The 20,525-nt window shown below is 73.8% G+C and carries 16 protein-coding genes; 11 read left to right on the plus strand and 5 right to left on the minus strand.

The genetic code is table 11. The features are described 5' to 3' along the window. Nucleotides 1-59: 59 nt before the first annotated feature. On the minus strand, nucleotides 60-1,565 hold the full coding sequence (locus tag ACFYXE_RS14915) for an FAD-dependent monooxygenase (RefSeq protein ID WP_389312433.1): 1,506 nt from the start codon (nucleotides 1,563-1,565) through the stop codon (nucleotides 60-62). A 156-nt stretch (nucleotides 1,566-1,721) separates the two neighbouring features. On the opposite strand from ACFYXE_RS14915, the gene ACFYXE_RS14920 reads away from it, so the two are divergent. Then, nucleotides 1,722-2,327, plus strand: coding sequence for a TetR family transcriptional regulator (locus ACFYXE_RS14920; RefSeq protein ID WP_361181081.1), 606 nt, complete (start codon nucleotides 1,722-1,724; stop codon nucleotides 2,325-2,327). A gap of 131 nt (nucleotides 2,328-2,458) precedes the next feature. On the opposite strand, the gene ACFYXE_RS14925 is transcribed toward ACFYXE_RS14920, so the two are convergent. From ACFYXE_RS14925 to ACFYXE_RS14935, 3 genes are read right to left on the minus strand one after another with little or no spacing between them, the layout of a single operon-like run. Continuing rightward, nucleotides 2,459-2,692, minus strand: coding sequence for a hypothetical protein (locus ACFYXE_RS14925; RefSeq protein WP_361181082.1), 234 nt, complete (start codon nucleotides 2,690-2,692; stop codon nucleotides 2,459-2,461). Nucleotides 2,693-2,712: 20 nt separating this feature from the next. Next, nucleotides 2,713-4,890 (minus strand): 4-alpha-glucanotransferase, encoded by a 2,178-nt coding sequence (gene malQ / locus ACFYXE_RS14930; RefSeq protein ID WP_389312436.1) that lies wholly within the window; start codon nucleotides 4,888-4,890, stop codon nucleotides 2,713-2,715. Then, a complete protein-coding gene (locus ACFYXE_RS14935) occupies nucleotides 4,890-5,126 on the minus strand; it encodes a hypothetical protein (protein WP_361181084.1) in 237 nt (78 codons plus the stop codon). Before ACFYXE_RS14935 ends, malQ begins: the two co-directional genes overlap by 1 nt. A 394-nt stretch (nucleotides 5,127-5,520) precedes the next feature. On the opposite strand from ACFYXE_RS14935, the gene ACFYXE_RS14940 reads away from it, so the two are divergent. Further along, nucleotides 5,521-8,634: a beta-N-acetylglucosaminidase domain-containing protein gene (locus ACFYXE_RS14940; RefSeq protein ID WP_389312439.1), complete on the plus strand. Its 3,114-nt coding sequence runs from the start codon at nucleotides 5,521-5,523 to the stop codon at nucleotides 8,632-8,634. Nucleotides 8,635-8,766: 132 nt separating this feature from the next. On the opposite strand, the gene ACFYXE_RS14945 is transcribed toward ACFYXE_RS14940, so the two are convergent. Then, nucleotides 8,767-9,303: an HNH endonuclease gene (locus ACFYXE_RS14945; protein ID WP_306335859.1), complete on the minus strand. Its 537-nt coding sequence runs from the start codon at nucleotides 9,301-9,303 to the stop codon at nucleotides 8,767-8,769. 308 nt (nucleotides 9,304-9,611) lie between these two features. On the opposite strand from ACFYXE_RS14945, the gene ACFYXE_RS14950 reads away from it, so the two are divergent. From ACFYXE_RS14950 to ACFYXE_RS14990, 9 genes are all read left to right on the plus strand, one after another. Further along, entirely contained in the window at nucleotides 9,612-10,688 is a 1,077-nt protein-coding gene (locus tag ACFYXE_RS14950) for a mechanosensitive ion channel family protein (RefSeq protein ID WP_389312442.1), read from the plus strand. Nucleotides 10,689-11,019: 331 nt separating this feature from the next. Continuing rightward, nucleotides 11,020-12,180 carry an ROK family protein gene (locus ACFYXE_RS14955; protein WP_389312444.1) on the plus strand — a complete coding sequence of 387 codons (1,161 nt, stop codon included), beginning with the start codon at nucleotides 11,020-11,022 and terminating at the stop codon, nucleotides 12,178-12,180. A gap of 72 nt (nucleotides 12,181-12,252) precedes the next feature. Continuing rightward, the gene (locus ACFYXE_RS14960) at nucleotides 12,253-13,593 is read left to right on the plus strand and encodes an ABC transporter substrate-binding protein (protein WP_389312446.1); all 1,341 of its coding nucleotides are present in this window, start codon (nucleotides 12,253-12,255) and stop codon (nucleotides 13,591-13,593) included. Nucleotides 13,594-13,607: 14 nt separating this feature from the next. After that, nucleotides 13,608-14,543, plus strand: coding sequence for a carbohydrate ABC transporter permease (locus tag ACFYXE_RS14965; protein ID WP_389312448.1), 936 nt, complete (start codon nucleotides 13,608-13,610; stop codon nucleotides 14,541-14,543). Nucleotides 14,544-14,550: 7 nt separating this feature from the next. Continuing rightward, complete coding sequence (locus tag ACFYXE_RS14970) at nucleotides 14,551-15,459, plus strand: carbohydrate ABC transporter permease (RefSeq protein ID WP_389312450.1); 909 nt, start codon at nucleotides 14,551-14,553, stop codon at nucleotides 15,457-15,459. 8 nt (nucleotides 15,460-15,467) lie between these two features. After that, nucleotides 15,468-16,733, plus strand: coding sequence for a 6-phospho-beta-glucosidase (locus tag ACFYXE_RS14975; protein ID WP_389312452.1), 1,266 nt, complete (start codon nucleotides 15,468-15,470; stop codon nucleotides 16,731-16,733). Then, nucleotides 16,724-17,719: an N-acetylglucosamine kinase gene (locus tag ACFYXE_RS14980; RefSeq protein ID WP_389312454.1), complete on the plus strand. Its 996-nt coding sequence runs from the start codon at nucleotides 16,724-16,726 to the stop codon at nucleotides 17,717-17,719. Before ACFYXE_RS14975 ends, ACFYXE_RS14980 begins: the two co-directional genes overlap by 10 nt. A gap of 210 nt (nucleotides 17,720-17,929) precedes the next feature. Next, nucleotides 17,930-19,429 (plus strand): hypothetical protein, encoded by a 1,500-nt coding sequence (locus tag ACFYXE_RS14985; RefSeq protein WP_389312456.1) that lies wholly within the window; start codon nucleotides 17,930-17,932, stop codon nucleotides 19,427-19,429. Between the two features lie 32 nt (nucleotides 19,430-19,461). Next, nucleotides 19,462-20,451, plus strand: coding sequence for a glutamate ABC transporter substrate-binding protein (locus ACFYXE_RS14990; protein WP_389312458.1), 990 nt, complete (start codon nucleotides 19,462-19,464; stop codon nucleotides 20,449-20,451). Nucleotides 20,452-20,525 lie beyond the last annotated feature (74 nt).

Below are 20,525 nucleotides of genomic sequence, written 5' to 3' on the forward strand. Positions count from 1 at the left end.
TCGAATCTTTTCGCTGATTCTTTTAAGGAGAACTGAATCGTTGGGGGGGGAGGCGGGCGTTACGCGAGGCCCCAATCCCCCAGGGCCGCCCGCACGGACCCCGCGTCCGCGTCCCGCGCCGCCCACCCCACGTAACCGTCCGGGCGCACCAGGAGCGTCGTGCGGCGGTCGCTCGACCAGTGGGCCGATGTCACGCCACCCGGCACCGGGTGCTTCTCGTCGCGCGGTGAGACCAGCACGAACCCGCCCGTGCGCAGCAGTTCGTACAGGCGGCCCTCCGCCGTCGCGACATCGGGGACCCTGCGCCCGACGAGGGGGTGGGCCCCCTTCGGCGACGGGTAGGCGATGCCGATGCCGGTGACCTGTCCCGCCGCCCTGGCGCGGACCGCGGGCACCCGGGCGGCGACGGCGCCGACGGCGGCGCGGGCCGCCCGGGTCCACGGGCGCTTGGCCATCGCCAGCCGGACGAGCCCGCCACTGCTGCGCAGCACCGCCCTGCCGACCGGGTGCCGCTCGGCCTGGTAGGTGTCCAACAGGCCCTGCGGGGCCCGCCCCCGGACGGCCGCGGCCAGCTTCCAGCTCAGGTTCGCCGCGTCCTGCAGCCCGGTGTTCATGCCCTGGCCGCCGGCCGGCGAGTGGACGTGCGCGGCGTCCCCGGCGAGCAGGACGCGGCCCACGCGGTAGGCGGGCGCCTGCCGTTCGTCGCTGTGGAAGCGGGACATCCAGCGGGCGTCGTGCATCCCGAAGTCCCGGCCGAGCGCGGCCCGCACGATCTCCTTGACCTCGTCGAGGCCCAGCGGCTCGCCGTCGGGGACGTCGCGCGAGCGGTTCCAGCCGATGACGCGGTGGTAGCCGTCGGCGAAGGGCGCGATGAAGGCGAAGGCGTCGCCGACCGCGTCGACGGTGAGCAGCCCCGGCGGCGGCTCGGCCAGCCGGACGTCGGCGAGGACCAGCGAGCGGATGACGGAGCAGCCGGGGAAGGGCAGCCCGACGGCCTCGCGGACCCCGCTGCGCAGACCGTCGGCGCCGACGGCGTAGGCGGCGCGGAGCGTGCCGGGGGCGCCGTCGGGGCCGCGGAGCGCGAGGGTCACGCCGTCGGCGTCCTGGGCGAGTCCGGCCACCTCCGTCCCGTACGCGAAACGCACCCCGGCGGCCACGGCGCGCCGCTCCAGGACCCGCTCGACCTCGTACTGGGCGAGGACCAGGACGTGCGGGAAGCGGGTGGGCAGGCGCCCGAGGTCGAGGGCGAGACGGCCGAAGAGACGCAGCGTGCCCAGCGGCCGCCCCTTGGCCTCCAGCTCGTCGGCCAGGCCCCGGGTGTCCAGCTGCTCCAGGGTGCGGGCGTGCACGACCATCGCCCGCGAGAGGTTGCTGATGCCGTGCGGGCGCTTCTCCACGAGGGTGACGGGGATGCCCGCGGCGGCGAGGTCCCCGGCGAGCAGCAGCCCGGTGGGGCCCGCGCCGACGACCACGACGGCGCTGTCGCCGGGGGTCCGCGCCGCGGTCGCGCCGTGGGGGGTGTCCGGGTGCCCGGTGGTGCCGTCGTGTCCGGTGGTGCCGTTCATGGCCGCCTCCTTCGGGCCGGCACCGGTGGGCCGTCGTCCGTGGGCCGACACCGGTGTGCCAACACTCGTATGCCAACGTCTGTATGCCAACGCCTGTTGACCAAAGTAGGGCGGGTGGCATGGACTGTCAACGCTTGTTGGCCTACGGTTGTTGGCATGACTGAGAATGCGGCCGGTCCCGCCGCCGATCCCGCCACCGACCTGCCGTCGGGCCGCCGCTCCGACGCCACCCGCGCCGGCATCCTCGCCGCGGCCCGCGAGCGGTTCGCCGCGGACGGGTACGAGCGGGCGACCATCCGCGCCATCGCCGGGGACGCCCGGATCGACCCGTCGATGGTCATGCGCTACTACGGCAGCAAGGAGGGGCTCTTCGCCGCCGCCACCTCCGTGGACCTGCGGATGCCGGACTTCTCGCCGGTGCCGCGGGCGGAGGTCGGGCGGGCGCTCGTGACCCACTTCCTCGGCCTCTGGGAGGGCGACGGGGTGCTCACCGCCCTGCTGCGGGTGGGGATCACCAACCAGGCGGGGGCCGAGCGCATGCGGGGCGTCTTCGCCGAGCAGCTGCTGCCGGTGGCGCGCGCGGTCTGCCCGGATCCGGCCGAGGCGCCGACCCGGGCCGCGCTCTGCGCCTCCCAGGTCCTCGGCCTCGCGCTGACGCGTTACGTGCTGGGCTTCCCGCCGTCGGCCGCGCTGACCCGCGAGGAGATCACCGACTGGCTCGCGCCGACCCTCCAGCGCTACCTGACGGCCGAACGGCCGTGAAGCACGCCGAGGGCGCCCTCGGGCGGCGTCCTCCCGTACCGCGTACGGAAGTCGCCCGAGGACGCCCTCGGCGCAAAAGCTCGTGCGTGCGGATCACGGCCCCGGAGCGGGGCGCGGGCCGCGGTGGTGCGTCAGCCCTGCTTCTGCTTGCGGGACTTGTCGCCGACCATCACGAGGCCCGCGATCACCAGGAACAGCACGATGGGCGCCGCGACATACAGGCCGAGCGTGTCGATGACGCTCAGGCCGGGGCCCGGGTCGTCGCCGTCGTCGCGCGCGGCAAACGCGGGGGACGACATGAGCAGCATCATCAGCGTCGTGCCGGAGGCCAGGGCGCCGGCGCGCAGTGCGTTCTTCTTGTCCACGGTGCCAACGTAGCGAACTCCTAAACGGGGTGCGCGCCCGGGGGTGCCGTACGGGCGCTTTCGCCCGGTGCCGCCTCCTGCCGGAACACCGCCATGAACGCGTGCAGGCGCGGGGAGGCGGCGAGGTCCTCCAGGGTGACGGGGCGTCCGGTGGCGTCGGCGACCGGCAGGCGCCAGTTGGGGTACTGGTCCCAGGTGCCGGGCAGGTTCTGCGGGCGGCGGTCGCCCACCGCGTCCGGCAGCCAGATGCCGATCATGCGGGCCGGGGTGGCGAGCAGGAAGCGGTGCACGGCCCGTATCTCGTCCTCCTCGCTGCCCGTGCCGCCGGGCAGCATGCCGAGCCGGGACAGCAGGTCCAGCCACTCGCGCACGTCCCTGCGGTCCTCCGACTGCTCCTGGGCGAGCGGGCGGGTCAACAGGCCGACGTCGTGGCGGAGTCGGACGTGCTCGCCGGTGAGCCGGGCAGCGGTCGGCGGCAGGTCGTGGGTGGTGGCGGTGGCCACGCAGTCGGCCCGCCAGTCCTCGGCGGCCAGCGGCCGTCCGGTGCCCGCCCAGTCCCGCTCGAACCAGAGCACGGAGGTGCCGAGCACCCCGTGCTCGCGCAACGTCTCGCGCACGCCCGGCTCGACGGTGCCGAGGTCCTCGCCGATGACGAGGGCGTCGGCGCGGTGCGCCTCCAGGGCGAGGACGGCGAGCATCGCCTCGGCGTCGTAGTGGACATACGTTCCCTCGGTGGGGTCGCGGCCCTCGGGGACCCACCACAGCCGGAACAGGCCCATGACGTGGTCGATGCGCAGCGCGCCCGCGTGCCGCAGCAGGCCGCGGAGCAGCGCGCGGTAGGGGGCGTAGCCGGACTCGGCGAGGCGGTCGGGGCGCCAGGGCGGCAGGCCCCAGTCCTGGCCCCGCGCGTTGAAGGCGTCCGGCGGCGCGCCGACCGTGGTGCGCGGCGCGAAGTACCGCTGCTGGGCCCAGGTGTCGGCACCGCCGGGGTGCACGCCGACCGCGAGGTCGTGGACGAGGCCGATGTCCATGCCGGCCTCGCGCGCGGCGCGCTGGGCGGCGGCCAGCTGGGTGTCGGTGAGCCAGGCGAGGCGGCAGTGGAAGTCGACGCGGTGCATCAGCTCGCGGCGGGCGCGGGCCGTCCCGCGCGAGGCGGGGTCGCGCACGGCGGCGGGCCAGGAGTGCCAGTCCGGGCCGTAGGTCTCGGCGAGCGCGGACCAGGTGGCGTGGTCCTCCAGGGCGGGCCCCTGGTCGGCGAGGAAGGCGTGGTAGGCGGCGCGGCGGCCGGGGCCGAGCGGCACCTCGTGGAGCAGTTCCAGTGCCTCGCGCTTGAGGGCCCAGACGGCGTCCCGGTCGATCAGACCGCCCGGCCCGAGCACCGACTCGCGCAGCCGGGCGGCCCGGTCGCACAGGGCCTCGACCCGGTCGCGGGCCTCGCCCCGCAGATAGGCGAACTCCGGGACGGCCTCGACGCGCAGGTGCACCGGGTCGGGGAAGCGGCGGGAGGACGGCCGGTACGGCGAGGGGTCGCTGCCCGGCCCGCCCGGCACCCCGGGGACGGCCGCGTGCAGCGGGTTGACCTGGAGGAAGCCCGCGTCCAGGGCGCGGCCGGACCAGTCGGCGAGCTCGGCCAGGTCGCCGAGGTCGCCCATGCCCCAGGAGCGGCGGGAGAGCAGGGAGTAGAGCTGGACCAGGAGGCCGTGCGTGCGCCGCCCCGGCGTCCTGATCCTGCGCGGGGCGGCGATGAGGTGGGCCAGGGCCTCGCGGCCGTCGGCGCCGCGCGCCCGGATGCGGTGCGCGCCGGGCGGCAGCCGGACGGGCAGCCGTGCCGTGCCGGGGTCCGCGCCGCCCTGTCCGGTCGTCCACTCCTCGGTGCCGCCGTCCGCCAGCTCCACCCGCACCCGGGTGCCGGGCGGCAGCGCGGCGAGCGGCGGGGGCAGGGCGGTGGGCGCGGCCGTGGTGGCGGCGGACGGCGGGCCGTCCGTCCAGGCCACCACGGTCGGTGGCAGCAGTCGCGCGGCCAGCTGCGCCTCGCGCGCGGCCAGCGCCGACCGGACCGCCTCCGGGCTGCTCGCGTCCACGTCCAGCGCGGCGAGCGCCGCGATCACCGCGGCGTCGGCGGCGCGGACGGTGCGCCCGGGCGACGGAGAGTAGGAGGTCGCCACCCCGTAGGAGGCGGCTAACCGGGAGAGGGGCATCAGACCCCCGAGTAGTCCAGGCCCGAGGCCATGCCGGTGGAGGTGGGCTCGCTGGTGAGCGGGGCGGCGTCGGCCAGCGGCGGCTCACTGGTGAGCGGCGTGTAGTCGGCGAGCGGGGGCTCGCTGGTGAGGGGCAGCTCCAGGCAGCCGCAGGAGCAGGAGCCGTCGAGGCCCGAGTCGGGGTGGGAGACCTGTTTGGAGAACGCGTCGAGCAGAAGGTTCGCGGAAGCAGCCACAAGGAGCTCCTTTTCAGGGGGCAGGTCTCGCCAGCCCTACCCAGAGTCCGCGAGCGCAGACGTATCCGACGCCCCAACGTGACCCTGGTCACATCCGGTGCCCGGGCGAAAGGTGTTGCACCGAGGTCCGCCCCGCCCCGGAAGAACCTCTTCCGACGCCGGGCGGGGACGGGAAGACATCCACTCCCACGGGGCATCGCACACGCCTCTGTTCGAGTACGGCCCGGCTCTCCCGCACCCCCTCCCAGCGGGGAAAACGCGCAGGTTCCGCGAAGAAACCGGCGCCCCGGTCCCGGTTGCGTTGACACCCCCGCCACCGTGGTGGTGGGGTCGCTGCCACACGGGACCAGCGGGACCGCGAGGACCCCGGGGAGCGAAGACAGGGGCGAGGGTCGTGCAGCTGCGGCGCAGGAAGGGCGCGGCCGCGATCGCCGTCGCCGTCATGGCGGGCGCGCTCGGCGGCGCACCCGGTGCCCTCGCGGCCCCGGGCACCCCCGGCAGGCCCGGGGCCGCCACCGCCTCCCCGGACTCCCCCGCCGTGCCCGGCGCCTCCCCTGACTCCCCCTCCCCCGCCGTGCCCGCCGCTGCCCCGGACTCCCCCGCCGTGCCCGCCGAGGCACTCTCCGGGACCTCCGCCTCCCGTACGGGCGTGGCCGGGCCGCCCGCTGTCTGGCCGCGGCCCCAGTCGATCGAGGCCGCGGGCGGCGCCGTCCCCGTGGGCGACGACGTCGTCCTGGTCGCGCCGGACCCCGGCACCGAGGACGCCGATCCCTACGCCCTGACGGCGCTGCGCACCCTCCTGCACGACGCCGGGGCGCGGCACGTCACCACGGTGCGCGACGGCGACCCGCTGCCCGCGGGCGGCGGGCTCCTCGTCCGGGCGGGCGGGGCCGGTGCCGACCGGGCGCTGCGCTCCCTGGGCGTCGCCGCGCGCGCCGACCTGCCCGCGGGCGGGTACCGGCTGGCCGTCGGACGCGTCGGCGGGCGGGACACCGTCGCCCTCGCGGGCGCGGGCGAGGACGGCCTCTTCCACGGCGTGCAGACCCTGCGCCAGCTCGTCGGCACGGGCGGCGGCGCCCGCTCCGTGCCCGGCGTCCGCGTCCGCGACTGGCCAGGCACCGCCGTGCGCGGCATGACCGAGGGGTTCTACGGCACGCCGTGGACCCTCGAACAGCGGCTCGCCCAGCTCGACTTCATGGGCCGCACCAAGCAGAACCGCTACCTGTACGCGCCGGGCGACGACCTCTACCGCCAGGCCCGCTGGCGCGAGCCCTACCCGGCCGGGCGGCGCGCCGACTTCCGCGCCCTGGCCGAGCACGCCCGCGCCCGCCACGTCACGCTCGCCTGGGCGGTCGCGCCGGGGCAGGCCATGTGCCTGTCGTCCGAGCGGGACGTCAGGGACCTCAACCGCAAGATCGACGCGATGTGGGCGCTCGGCGTGCGCGCCTTCCAGCTGCAGTTCCAGGACGTCAGCTACAGCGAGTGGCACTGCGCGCGGGACGCCGAGCAGTTCGGCTCGGGGCCCGCGGCCGCCGCCGAGGCGCAGTCCCGGGTGGCCAACGCCGTCGCGCGGCACCTGGCCGCGCGCCACCCCGGGGCGCCGCCGCTGTCCCTGATGCCCACGGAGTACTTCCAGGACGGCACGACCGACTACCGCGCGGCCCTCGCGCGCGACCTGGACCGCCGGATCGAGGTGGCCTGGACGGGCGTCGGCGTGGTCCCGCGGACCATCACCGGGCGCGAGCTCGCGGGCGCCCGCGCGGCGTTCGCCCCGCACCCGCTGGTCACGATGGACAACTACCCCGTCAACGACTTCGCGCAGGACCGGATCTTCCTCGGCCCCTACACCGGCCGCAGGCCCGCCGTCGCCGCGGGCTCGGCCGCCCTCCTCGGCAACGCCATGGAGCAGCCCGCCGCCTCCCGCATCCCGCTGTTCACCGTCGCCGACTTCGCGTGGAACCCGCGCGCCTACCGTCCGGGCGAGTCCTGGCTCGCCGCCATCGACGACCTGGCGGGCGCCGACCCGAAGGCGCGGGGCGCGCTGCGGGCCCTGGCGGGCAACGACGCGTCGTCCGTCCTGGCCACCGACGAGTCCGCGTACCTGCGGCCGCTCATCGGCGCCTTCTGGCAGGCCCGCACGGCGCCGGACCGGGCGCGGGCCCAGCGCGCCGCGCAGAGCCTGCGGGCGGCCTTCGCGGTGATGCGCCGGGCGCCCGAGCACCTGGCGGGCAGCGAGCTGCACGGTGAAGTGGGGCCCTGGATCGAGCAGTTGGCGCGGTACGGCGAGGCGGGCGAGACCGCGCTCGACCTGCTGGCCGCGCAGTCCGCGGGCGACGGGGCGGCGGCCTGGCGCGGGGCACGCGCGCTGGGCGTGCTGCGCAAGGAGCTGAAGGGCAGCGGCGTCACCGTCGGCAAGGGCGTACTGGACCCGTTCCTTGCGCGCGCGCAGCGGGCCCACGGGACCTGGGCGGGCCTGCGCGGCGAGCACGCCTCGGACACGGGCAGGTCCGCCTTCGGCCGCGTCCGCACCCTGACGGCGGTGACCGCCCTGACCGACCCCGCCACCCGCGGCAGCGTCGAGGCCCACGTCCCCGGCGAGGGCTGGCACCGCATCGGCCCCCTCTCGGCGACCGGCTTCACGGAGCTCGACCTCACGAAGCCGGAGCCCGGTGACCCCTCCGGCGCCGACCCCGGCGGTGACCCGGCCCGCACGGGCCTGCGGGCCGATCGTGTGCGGGTGGTCGCGCCCGGCGACGGCTCCGTGCACCACCTCGTGCCGTGGTTCGGCGACAGCCCCGCCGTGCGGCTCTCGCTGACCCGGACGGAGACCGACGCGGAGATCGGCGGGCGGTCGCGGCGGGTCGCCGCGAAGCTGCTGTCGCTGCGCCCCGGCGACGTCGAGGGGCGGCTGCGGGCCGAGGCGCCCGGCGGCATCCGGGTCCGGGTGCCCGGGCGGACCGCGCTGCCGCGCGGCACGGAGGTCGAGGTGCCGCTGGACATCACCGTCCCGGCGGGCACGCGCGCGGGGACGTACGAGATCCCGGTGACCTTCGCCGGCCGGACCCGCACGGTGGCGGTCCGCGCCTTCCCGCGCACCGCGGGGCCCGACCTGGCGCGCGGCGGGCGGGCCTCGTCCTCCGCGGACGAGACGGCGGACTTCCCCGCCCGGGCGGCCGTCGACGGCGACCCGCGGACCCGCTGGTCCTCGCCCGTGCGGGACGGCGCCTGGTGGCAGGTGGAGCTGGCGGAGCCGGTCCGGCTCGGCCAGGTGGTGCTGCGCTGGCAGGACGCGTACGCCGCGGGCTACCGGGTGCAGACGTCCGCCGACGGGCGGACCTGGCGTACGGCGGCGACCGTGCGGGACGGCAGGGGCGGGCGCGAGGCGGTGCGCATGGACGCGCCGGACACCCGTTTCATCCGCGTCCAGGGCGAGAAGCGGGCCACGCGGTTCGGCTATTCGCTGTGGTCGGTGGAGGCGTACGCGGTCGCCGGGGAGGACACGCCCTAGGCCGCCGGGGAAGGTCCCCCGGGGAGGGGTGGCCGGGTGCGCACATGTCCCTCGTACGCCTGTGCCGTCCGTGCGCCGCGGGAGCCGGGCGGGGCACGGACGCCCACGACGGACGAAGGCCCGGATCGAGTGCTAGGCAGAAATGCCGTCGATCCGGGCCATGGCGTCCTCCGCGCCGAACGGCTGCAAGTACGGCAGCCAGCGCGGATCCCGGTGTCCGGTCCCGATGATGCGCCACGCGAGGCCCGAGGGCGGCGCGGGCTTGTGCCGCAGCCGCCAGCCGAGCTCCATGAGGTGCCGGTCGGCCTTGACGTGGTTGCAGCGGCGGCAGGATGCCACCACGTTGTCCCAGGCGTGCTGGCCGCCTCGGCTCTTGGGGATGACGTGGTCGACGCTGGTTGCGACGCCACCGCAGTACATGCACCGACCGCCGTCGCGGGCGAACAGCGCCCGCCTGGTCAGCGGAACGGGGCCCCGGTAGGGGACCCGGACGAACCGCTTGAGGCGGACCACGCTGGGTGCGGGGACGGTGCGTGTCGCGCTGTGCATGAAGGCGCCGGATTCCTCGAGGCAGAGAGCCTTGTTCTCCAGGACGAGGACGAGCGCGCGGCGGAGCGGTACGACGCCGAGGGGCTCGTACGACGCGTTGAGGACCAAGACATGCGGCACGGCGGATGCCTCCTTGTACGCCGGCGGCGCGTGGCTCGCGCCGGGACGATCTGCAGCCAGTCTCCCCTCATGCCTGGTCGTAGCGCCAGCATGTCCCCGTAACGGCCTTGAAGTGTTTTCGACCACATGGGGGGCGGCGCCGGTGCGCCGCGGCTTCCTCCCCAGGTGAGCACCGTCTCTCCCTGGAACATCACAACGATCCACACACAATGCCCCGTTAGTGTGGTGAGTCTGCCCGGTACCCCCGGTCCGTCTCCGCAGAGGCGCTTTTCCCTCCGGGCAGGCCGCGATACCTGGAGGTACCTGCAGTGTTCCTGTCCGTCCTGTCGGCAGCCGGAACGGACCCGGACGACAAGCCGACGCCGAAGTCGCCCACGTTCGAGGACGCCCAGGAGAGCGCCACGAACGCGGCGAGCTGGGTCGAGCAGAACTGGTCCACCTGGCTCGGCATCGGCCTGCGCATCGTGCTGATCGTCGCGATAGCCCTCGTCCTGCGTGTCCTGGTGCGCCGCGCCATCACCAAGCTCATAGATCGCATGAACCGCACGGCCCAGGCCGTGGACGGCACAGCGCTCGGCGGTCTCCTGGTGAACGTGGAGCGCAGACGCCAGCGCTCGCAGGCCATCGGCTCGGTCCTCCGCTCGGTGGCGTCGTTCCTGATCCTCGGCACGGCCGGGCTCATGATCCTCGGCACGTTCGACATCAACCTCGCGCCGCTGCTGGCCTCCGCGGGCGTGGCGGGTGTGGCGATCGGTTTCGGCGCCCGCAACCTGGTGACGGACTTCCTGTCCGGCGTCTTCATGATCCTTGAGGACCAGTACGGGGTCGGCGACTCCATCGACGCGGGCGTCGCCTCCGGCGAGGTCATCGAGGTCGGCCTGCGCGTCACCAAGCTGCGCGGCGACAACGGCGAGATCTGGTACGTGCGCAACGGCGAGGTCAAGCGCATCGGCAACCTCTCCCAGGGCTGGTCCACGGCGGGCGTCGACGTGACGGTCCGCCCGGACGAGGACCTGGAGAAGGTGAAGGCGACCCTCGCCGAGGTCGGCGAGACCATGGCCAAGGACGAGCCGTGGAACGAGCGCCTGTGGGGCCCGGTGGAGGTCCTCGGCCTGGACAGCGTCCTGCTCGACTCGATGGTGGTGCGCGTCTCCGCGAAGACGATGCCGGGCAAGTCCCTGGGCGTCGAGCGGGAGCTGCGCTGGCGCATCAAGCAGGCCTTCGACGCGGCGGGCATCCGCATCGTCGGCGGCCTCCCGATCCCGGCGGAGGAGACGGCGGCCGACCCGTCCGCCGCGGTGGCGGCCCCCTCGGCCTACGCCTCGACGACGTCCCCCCAGTCCCTGGCGGCCTCCCCCATCCCCCCGCCCAACCTCGCGAAGTAACCCCTCCCCGACGGGGCGGCACCCCGCCCGGACCGGGGCGCCGCCCCATCGGCGTTCCGGCCCGCGCCACCGCCCCGCGCCGCCTCCCGCGGCACCCCGTGCAACACCCCGCCCCCGCAGGTAACGACTTGGTTGCCGCGGGGGCGTCCGCTCTTGACGCCTCATTCACGCCAGCCGTACGGTCCTCACCAATTGGAAAGTTTCCTAACAGTTGCTTTCCCGATCCGGATCACCCCGGTCACCGCCATCCGGGATCCTGGATCTCCTCAGACCGTCAGCGCTCCCCGACACCGCAGTCGCGGGGGCAGGCAGCCGAAAGGCAGGTGTCGTCATGGCAGCAGCGGGCAGCACGCCGGGGACCCCGGGCACGCCGCGCGTCCTGCGGGCCATGAACGACCGGGCCGTGCTCGACCTCCTGGTCGCCCACGGCCCCCTCACCCGCACCCGCATCGGCGAGCTGACCGGCCTGTCCAAGCCGACCACCTCCCAGCTCCTCGGCCGCCTGGAGGCCGCCGGGCTCGTCCACACCACCGGCAGCCTCAGCGGCCGCCCCGGGCCCAACGCCCTGCTGTACGAGATCGACCCGGGCGCCGGACACGTCGCCGCGATCTCCGCCGACCCGGGCGGCATCACCGCCCTCGTCGCCGACATCACCGGCACCGTCCTCGGCCGGGCCCGCGTCGAGGCCGACGCCGTCGCCGAGGACGTGCGCCACCGCACCGCTCAGCTGGTCGCGGAGGCCGTCGACGGGGCGCTGCGGCAGGCCGGCCTCGGCCACGACGACCTGCGGGCCGCGGTCATCGGCACCCCCGGCGCCATCGACCCGCACACCGGCACCCTGCGGTACGCCCCGCACCTGCCGGGCTGGCACTCGCGGACGCTGCGCGACGACCTCGCCGCCGTCCTCGGCACGCCCGTCGACATCGAGAACGACGTGAACCTGGCCGCCGTCGCCGAGCAGTACGAGGGCGCCGCCCAGGACTACGACAACTACGTCCTCACCTGGCTCGACGAGGGCGTGGGCGCCGCCATCGTGCTCGGCGGCACGCTGCTGCGCGGCGCCACCGGCGGCGCCGGCGAGATCGGCTACATGCCGCTGCCGGGCGCCCCCCTGGCCCGCGGGGGCAGCGGCGACGGCGGCGGCTTCGAGAGCCTCGTCTCCGCCTACGTCGTGCGTGAACTCACCGGCGGCGGAGCGACGTTGGCGGAGGTCATGGCCGACGACGACGCGCTCGGCGAGGTCGCACGGCGCATCGCCGTCGGCATCGCCGCGGTCGTCGCCGTCGTCGACCCCGAACTCGTCGTGCTCTCCGGCTCGGTGGCCCAGGCGGGCGGCGACAAGCTGCGCGCCCGGGTCGAGGAGGAGCTCACCGGGCTCGCGCTGCCCCGGCCGGAGATCCGCATCAGCGTGCTCGACGACGACCCGATCCTCACCGGGGCGCTGCGCTCGGCCCTCACCCAGGCCCGCGACCAGGTCTTCGACACGGCCTGACCTCTCTCCCCGCCCCTCCCCCTCTCCCGACACACCCCTCTCCCGCCCCTTCCCCCGTAAAGGAAGTCCGCCATGCCGCGATGGCGCATGCCCACCTGCGCGTCCGCGGCGCTCGCCGCAGCCGGTCTGTTGCTCTCCGGCTGCGCCAACCCGAGCGTCGGCAGCGCGAACGACGACCCGACCGAACCGGTGACGCTGAAGTTCTGGCACGGCTGGGCGACCCCCGGCGAGGTCAAGGCCGTCGACGACAGCATCGACCGGTTCGAGAAGCTGCACCCGAACATCAAGGTGAAGGCCACCGGCAACGTCTCCGACGAGACCATCAACCAGGCCCTGCGGGCGGGCGGCGACAAGGCACCGGACGTGGTGTCGTCCTTCACCACCAACAACGTGGGCCAGTACTGCGACTCGGGCATGTGGGCCGACCTCGACCCGTTCATGAAGAAGACCGGCCTGGACAAGCACAAGACCTTCCCCAAGACGCTGCTCGACTACACGAGTTACCGCGGCAACCAGTGCGCGCTGCCGCTGCTCGCGGACGCCTTCGGGATGTACTACAACAAGGACGCCTACGCCAAGGCCGGCATCGAGCGCCCGCCCCGCACGATGTCCGAGCTCGCCGAGGTCGCCAAGAAGCTGACCGTGCGCCGCGGCAAGAACTCCTACCGGCAGGTCGGTTTCCTGCCCAACTTCCGCTTCTACCAGAACAGTCCGGACCGCCTCTTCGCCCAGTGGGGCCCCCGGTACTTCGACGCCCGGGGCGACTCACGGCTCGCCGAGGACCCCTCGACGTACAAGTTCTTCAGGACCACCGGCCAACTGGCCGACGCCCAGGGCGGCTTCAAGGACCTGGAACGCTTCCGGATGACCTTCGGCGACGAGATGTCCAGCCAGAACGCCTTCCTGACCGGCAAGGTCGCCATGCACCTGGACGGCGAGTGGCGCGGCCTGATGCTCGACGAGGCCAAGCCCGACTTCGACTGGGGCGTGGCGCCGCTGCCCGTGCCGGACGACCAGGCCGACACGTACGGACGCGGCTTCATCACCGGCACCGTCGCGGGCATCGCGCACAGCAGCAAGCACCAGAACGCCGCCTGGGAACTGGTGCGGTTCCTGACCGCCGACACCCGGCAGGTCGTCCGCTTCGCGAACGCCATCCACAACGTCCCCTCCACCTTCGCCGCCCTCAAGTCCCCCGACCTGGACGCCGATCCGACCTTCCGGGCCTTCTTCGACATCCTGGCGAACAAGCACAGCAAGGCCCTGCCGCCCTCCGTCAACGGCGGCGCCTACGTCGTCTCGCTCGCGGACTTCGCGTACGGGGTGGAGGCCGGCCGCACCGGCCACCTGCGCGAGCGCCTGAAGAAGCTCGACGAACAGATCGACGCCGACACCCTCCAGTCGAAGAGCTAGCCGAGGACCCCGCCATGGCCATCTCCCTCTCCAGCCCCGCGCGCCGCCGCCTGCGCACGCTCGGCTTCCTCTCCCCCTGGCTGGTCGGCTTCAGCGTCTTCTTCGCGTACCCGCTGATCGCCACCGTCTACTTCTCGTTCATGCACTACAACCAGATCAAGGAGCCCACCTTCGTGGGCCTGCGGAACTGGACGTACGTGTTCGAGCAGATGCCGCTGTTCGGGCCCGCCCTGTGGAACACCCTGTGGCTGGTCGTCGTCATGGTGGCCGTGCGGGTGGTCTTCGGGCTCTCGCTCGGGCTGCTCATCACGAAGATCAAGACGGGCACGGGCCTGTTCCGCACCGCCTTCTACATCCCCTACCTCGCCCCGCCGGTCGCCGCCACCGTCGCCTTCGTCTTCCTGCTCAACCCCGGCACGGGCCCGGTCAACGAGATCCTCGAATCCCTCGGCATCTCCGGGCCCAACTGGTTCAACGACCCGGACACCGCGAAGCCCTCGCTCGTCCTGCTCTCCCTGTGGGGCATCGGCGACCTCATGGTCATCTTCATGGCCGCACTGCTCGACGTGCCCAAGGAGCAGTACGAGGCCGCCGACCTGGACGGCGCGGGCGCCTGGGCCAAGTTCCGCTACGTCACCTGGCCCGCGATCACCCCCATCGTGATGTTCGCGGTGGTCACCGGCGTCGTACAGACCATGCAGTACTACACGCAGGCCCTGGTCGCGGGAAAGGTCGCCTCCGGCGTCAACATCGGCCCCGGCTCGGTGATCCAGCCCGGCTACCCGGACCACTCGACGCTCACCATCCCCCAGCTCGTCTACTCGATGGGCTTCCAGAACTTCAACACCGGGGCGGCGTGCGTTCTCTCGCTCGTGCTCTTCGCCATCGCCATGGCCGTCACGATGCTCCTGATGCGCAAGCGCTCCGGACTGCTCGCGGCGGAGGACTGAGGACCCGATGACTTCCACCACCCTCCGGGCGCCCGCGTCGGCGCCCGAACGCACCGCCCCGGCCCGGGGCCCCGCCGCCGCCCGCGCGCGCCGCAAGCGGATCCTGCACTGGATCGCCGTGCACAGCGTGGCGATAGCCGTCGCGCTGCTCTTCGTCCTGCCGTTCGTCTTCGTCTTCCTGACGTCGGTGATGAGCGACTCCCAGGCGATGAGCGGCGACCTGTGGCCCGACTCCTGGCACTGGTCCAACTACAAGGAGGTCTTCGACACCCCGGGCTTCCTCGACTGGTGGCGCAACTCGCTGATGTACGCGGGCCTCGGCACCCTCTTCACCGTCTGCTCGGCGATCCCCGTGGCCTACGCGCTCGCCAAGTTCCGCTTCCGCGGCCGGCGCACCGCGATGCTGCTCGTCATCTCCACGATGATGCTGCCGCCGCAGGTCATCGTGATCCCGATGTACCTGGTGTGGGCCCAGCAGTTCCACCTGTCCGGCACCCTGTGGCCGCTGATCATCCCGATGGCGTTCGGTGACGCCTACTCGATCTTCCTGCTGCGGCAGTTCCTCCTGACGATCCCCAAGGAGTACATCGAGTCGGCCAAGGTCGACGGCTGCGGCGAGTTCCGCACGATGGTCAGGATCGTCGTGCCGATGGCCAAGCCGGGCATCGCCGCCATCGCGCTCTTCCAGTTCTTCTACTGCTGGAACGACTACTTCGGGCCGCAGATCTACGCCGCCCAGAACCCCGGCGCCTGGACGCTCAGCTACGGCCTCGAGTCGTTCAAGAGCGCCCACGCCGTCAACTGGAACATGACGATGGCGGCGACCCTGCTCGTCATGGCCCCCGTCATCATCATCTTCTTCTTCGCACAGAAGGCCTTCGTCGAAGGCGTCACCCTCACCGGAGTAAAGGGCTGAGAACCGATATGAAGCTCGCAGTGGTCGGCGGAGGGTCGACCTACACACCCGAACTCATCGACGGATTCGCGCGGTTGAGGGACAGCCTGCCGATCGAGGAACTCGTCCTCGTCGACCCGGCGGCCGACCGCCTCGACCTGGTGGGCGGCCTCGCGCGGCGCATCTTCGCCAAGCAGGGCCACCCCGGCCGCATCGTCACCACCTCCGACGTGGACGCGGGCGTCGCGGACGCCGACGCCGTGCTGCTCCAGCTGCGCGTCGGCGGCCAGGCGGCCCGGCAGCAGGACGAGACGTGGCCCCTGGAGTGCGGCTGCGTCGGCCAGGAGACCACCGGCGCCGGCGGCCTCGCCAAGGCGCTGCGCACGGTCCCGGTCGTCCTCGACATCGCCGAGCGGGTCCGCCGCACCAACCCGGACGCCTGGATCATCGACTTCACCAACCCGGTGGGCATCGTCACCCGGGCCCTGCTGCAGGCGGGCCACAAGGCCGTCGGCCTGTGCAACGTGGCGATCGGCTTCCAGCGCAAGTTCGCCAAGCTGCTCGACGTCGCCCCGGGCGAGGTGCACCTGGACCACGTGGGCCTCAACCACCTCACGTGGGAGACGGGCGTACGCCTCGGCGGTCCCGGCGGCACCGACGTCCTGCCCCGGCTGCTCGCCGAGCACGGCGAGGCGGTCGCCGCCGACCTGCGCATGCCCCGCGAGATCGTCGACCGGCTCGGCGTCGTGCCCTCGTACTACCTGCGCTACTTCTACCAGCACGACGCCGTCGTCGAGGAGCTGCGGACCAAGCCGTCCCGGGCCGCCGAAGTCGCCGCGATGGAGCAGGAACTGCTCCGGATGTACGGCGACCCGGCCCTCGACGAGAAGCCGGAGCTGCTCGCCAAGCGCGGCGGCGCCTTCTACTCGGAGGCGGCCGTCGACCTCGCGGCCTCGCTGCTCGGCAACGGCGGAAGCCCCTACCAGGTGGTCAACACCCGCAACAACGGCACGCTGCCGTTCCTGCCGGACGACGCCGTAATCGAGGTGCAGGCCACCGTCGACCGCAAGGGCGCCCAGCCGCTCGCCGTGCCGAGGCCGGACCCGCTGTACGCCGGGCTGATCGCGCACGTCACCGGCTACGAGGACCTGGCCCTCGACGCCGCCCTGCGCGGCGGGCGCGACCGCGTGTTCAAGGCGCTGCTCGCCCACCCGCTGGTCGGCCAGTACGCCTACGCCGAGCGGCTCACCGACAGCCTCGTCGCGCACAACCGGGAGCACCTGGCGTGGGCGTAGGCACGAGCGTGCTCGCGATCGACGCGGGCAACAGCAAGACCGACGTCGCGGTCGTCGCGGCCGACGGCCGGGTCGTCGGCGCGGCGCGCGGCGGCGGGTTCCAGCCGCCGCAGGTCGGCGTCGAGACCGCGGTGGACGTCCTGGCCGACGCGGTGACGCGGGCGTTCGCCGAGGCCGGCGTCGACTCCGTGGGCCATGTGTCCGCGTGTCTGGCCAACGCCGATCTGCCGGTCGAGGAACGGGAGTTGGCGGCGGCGCTCGACAGGCGGGCCTGGGGCGCCTCCGTCGACGTGCGCAACGACACCTTCGCCATCCTGCGCGCCGGGCTCCTGGAGGACACCGAGCCGCGCGGCGTGGCCGTGGTGTGCGGCGCGGGCATCAACTGCGTCGGCATGCTGCCGGACGGGCGCACCGCCCGGTTCCCCGCCATCGGCCGGATGTCCGGCGACTGGGGCGGGGGCGGCGGCCTGGCCGAGGAGGCGCTGTGGCACGCGGCGCGCGCCGAGGACGGCCGCGGGTCGGCGACCGCGCTGCGCGGCACGCTGCCCGCGCACTTCGGCCTCGACTCCATGTACGCGCTGATCGAGGCGCTGCACCTGGGCCGCATCGCGCCGGTCAGGCGGCACGAACTGACGCCGGTGCTGTTCGCCACCGCGGCGGCGGGCGACGCCGTGGCACGGTCCCTGGTGGACCGGATGGCCGACGAGGTGGTGGCGATGGCGACGGTGGCCCTCGGCCGGCTCGGCCTGCTCGACGAGCAGGCCCCGGTGCTGCTCGGCGGCAGCGTCCTGGCGGCCCGGCACCCGCAACTGGACGACCGCGTCCGCGCGTTGCTCGCCGAGCGGGCGCCGAAGGCGACGGTGCGGGTGGTCGCGGCCCGTCCGGTGCTCGGCGCGATCCTGCTCGGCCTTGACCACGTGGCGGCGCCCGGCGAGGTGCACGCGCGCGTGCGGGAGCAGTACGAGGGCGGCGCGCACGGCAGTTGACGGGGCTCCCGCCCGCGCGCACGGCGCGGGCGGGGAACCGAACACCTCTCCCCCGCGTGTTCAGGGGCAGGGATCCGCACAAGATCGAGTCAATGCCTGTGCGGATGTCGGTCCCTGCGGCAATACTTGCGGCCGAGCACTTCTTCCCGCGCCGCGCGCGGCCGGGCGGAAGCAACCGTCCGGAGACCCGAGGGGGAGGTCGAGGTCAAGGTGACATACCCGCCGAACGGCAGCGCTGTGCCACCCGGTCCGCCCGGACAGGTGCCGGGTCCGCCCGCGCCGGTTCCCGGGCCGACCGCACCGGCGCCGCCCGCGGTGCCGCCGCAGGCACCGGGCCCGCCGGCCGGCCCGCCGCGCACCGGACCGCCCGCCGCCGGCCGCCGCACGGCCTGGTCCGAGGGCGTCGACCGGCTGCGTGCCGCCGCGACCACGGAGCCGGGCAGGCTGCGCATCATCGGGGCCGTCCTCGCCCTGCTCGTCGTCGCGTTCGGCGCCGTCACCACCTGGCAGATGACCGAGCGGGCCGCCGCCGCGGACGACGTGCTGCACCGCAGCCAGCCGCTGAGCGCCGACGCCGCCGCCATCTACCGCTCGCTGGCCGACGCCAACACCGCGGCGTCCAGCGGCTTCCTCGCCGGCGGCCAGGAGCCCGCCGCGGTCCGCGCGCGCTACGAACGCGACATCGAGCGGGCCTCCGACAAGCTGGCCAAGGCCGCGTCCAACGCCGGGTCGGACTCCTCATCGGCGGCCTCCGTCGGCAAGCTGAACAAGCTCCTGCCCGAGTACACCGGCCTGATCGAGCGGGCCCGCGCCAACAACCGCCAGGGCCTGCCGCTGGGCGGCGCCTACCTGCGGTACGCGAACGACAAGATGCAGACCGAGATGCTCCCGGCCGCCGAGAAGCTCTACAAGGCGGAGAACGAACGGCTCGGCTCCGACTACGACAGCGCCAAGCCCTACCCCTGGTTCGCCATCGCCCTCGGCGTCCTCGCGCTGGCCGCCCTCGCCTGGGCCCAGCACCGCAACTACCGGCGGACGAACCGGGTGTTCAACCACGGCCTGCTCGCCGCGACGGCGGCCGCCGGCGTCGTGCTGCTCTGGCTCGTCGTCGGCCACTCCTTCGCCCGCTCGGGCCTCGGCGACTCCTACGACGACGGCGTGCGGTCGCTGAACGTCCTCAACGACGCCCGCATCAGCTCCCTGAAGGCCCGGGGCAACGAAAACCTCACGCTGGTCAGCCGCGGCGCCGAGACCACCGACGTGGGCGGCAAGTCCGAGGACACCTTCGACGTCGCCTACCGCGCGCAGATGAAGCAGCTGGGCGGCGCCGACAGCGGCCTGCTCGGCAAGGCCGCCGCCCTCGCCGACGACCCGGACGGCAAGCAGCCGGTCGCCGAGGCCGCGAAGAACGTGGGCGTCTGGAAGGACCGCCACCAGGTGGCCCGCTCCAGCGACGACTCGGGTGACTACCAGGGCGCGCTCGACAAGGTCATCGGCGCCAAGGACGACGAGCCGACCGGCGAGTGCTTCGACAACGTGGACGCGGCCCTCGACCGGGCCCTGGCGCACGAACAGCGCGAGTTCCAGCAGGCGGCGAAGGACGGCAGGGGCGCCATGAGCGGCCTGCCCGTCGGCGCGGCCGTCCTCGCGGTGCTCGCCGCCGCGGGTGCCGTGCTCGGCATCGGCCGCAGGCTTTCGGAGTACCGGTGACGAGGTCAGAGGCGAGAGGGGGCGCGCAGACGATGCGGACGCGACGCGGCACGGCAGGCCTGCGCGGCTGGGGCGGTGTGGGCGCGATGGGCCTCGCCTGCGCCCTGGCGGGATCACTGGTCCTGGCCCTGCCCGACCGGGGCGGCCACGGGGACGCGGCGGACCGCGGCGGGCCGGGCGCCGTCCTGGCCGTGCCCGCGCGGGCGGACGCCGACGACTGCAACGACCGCAGTCTGCGCCCCTCGGCCAAGGACGGCCCGGCCATCGGCAAGATCAAGGACCGCGACGTCAAGAAGCTCGTCGTCGGCGTCGACCAGAACAGCTACCGCTGGGGCTACCGCGACCCGAACAAGAAGGGCGGGAAGCTGGAGGGCTTCGACATCGACCTGGCGCACGAGATCGCCGAGGAGATATTCGGCGACCGCGACGCCGTCGTGTTCCGCGCCATCCCCACCAACCAGCGCATCCCGGCGATCCAGAGCGGCCAGGTCGACATGGTCGTGCGCACCATGACGGTCAACTGCAAGCGCCTGGACGACGTCGACTTCTCCACCGGCTACTTCGAGACGGGCCAGCAGGTCCTCGCGCCGAAGAAGTCCGACATCACGGGCTACGACACATCCCTCGCGGGCAAGAAGATCTGCTCGGCCTCCGGCTCCATCGCCGAGGAGGAGCTCAAGAAGAAGAACTTCGGCGCGGACATCTCCACCACCGTGCCCAACCAGCTCGACTGCCTGGTCCGGCTCCAGCTCGGCGAGGTGGACGCCGTCGTCACCGACAGCGCGCTCGCCGCGGGCCAGGCCGCCCAGGACCCGACGGTCGAGCTCAAGGGCAAGGAGCCGTTCACCACCGAGCACTACGGCGTGGCGATGAAGAAGGGCTCGGACGACCTGGTCCGCCGGGTCAACAAGGTCCTCGACGACTACCGCGACGACGACGGCTGGCAGAAGTCCTACGACCACTGGCTCAAGTCCGCCCTCGGCAAGGACGCGACCCCGCCGGCCCCCGAGTACCGCGACTGACCCGGTCGACTGACCCGGAGCCGACAACCGACCTGGTACCACTGGAGAGTTACGACCCACGCGCACCGCCCGCG

Source organism: Streptomyces sp. NPDC002564 (assembly GCF_042889645.1).
Taxonomy (GTDB): Bacteria; Actinomycetota; Actinomycetes; order Streptomycetales; family Streptomycetaceae; genus Streptomyces.

Bases quoted from the DNA above. Each gene is read 5' to 3' on its own strand.
- ACFYXE_RS14970 (WP_389312450.1), top strand. From the start codon at position 14,551: ATGACTTCCACCACCCTCCGGGCGCCCGCGTCGGCGCCCGAACGCACC.
- ACFYXE_RS14960 (WP_389312446.1), top strand. From the start codon at position 12,253: ATGCCGCGATGGCGCATGCCCACCTGCGCGTCCGCGGCGCTCGCCGCA.
- ACFYXE_RS14915 (WP_389312433.1), bottom strand. From the start codon at position 1,565: ATGAACGGCACCACCGGACACGACGGCACCACCGGGCACCCGGACACC.
- ACFYXE_RS14990 (WP_389312458.1), top strand. From the start codon at position 19,462: ATGCGGACGCGACGCGGCACGGCAGGCCTGCGCGGCTGGGGCGGTGTG.
- ACFYXE_RS14975 (WP_389312452.1), top strand. From the start codon at position 15,468: ATGAAGCTCGCAGTGGTCGGCGGAGGGTCGACCTACACACCCGAACTC.
- malQ (WP_389312436.1), bottom strand. From the start codon at position 4,890: ATGCCCCTCTCCCGGTTAGCCGCCTCCTACGGGGTGGCGACCTCCTAC.
- ACFYXE_RS14965 (WP_389312448.1), top strand. From the start codon at position 13,608: ATGGCCATCTCCCTCTCCAGCCCCGCGCGCCGCCGCCTGCGCACGCTC.
- ACFYXE_RS14920 (WP_361181081.1), top strand. From the start codon at position 1,722: ATGACTGAGAATGCGGCCGGTCCCGCCGCCGATCCCGCCACCGACCTG.
- ACFYXE_RS14955 (WP_389312444.1), top strand. From the start codon at position 11,020: ATGGCAGCAGCGGGCAGCACGCCGGGGACCCCGGGCACGCCGCGCGTC.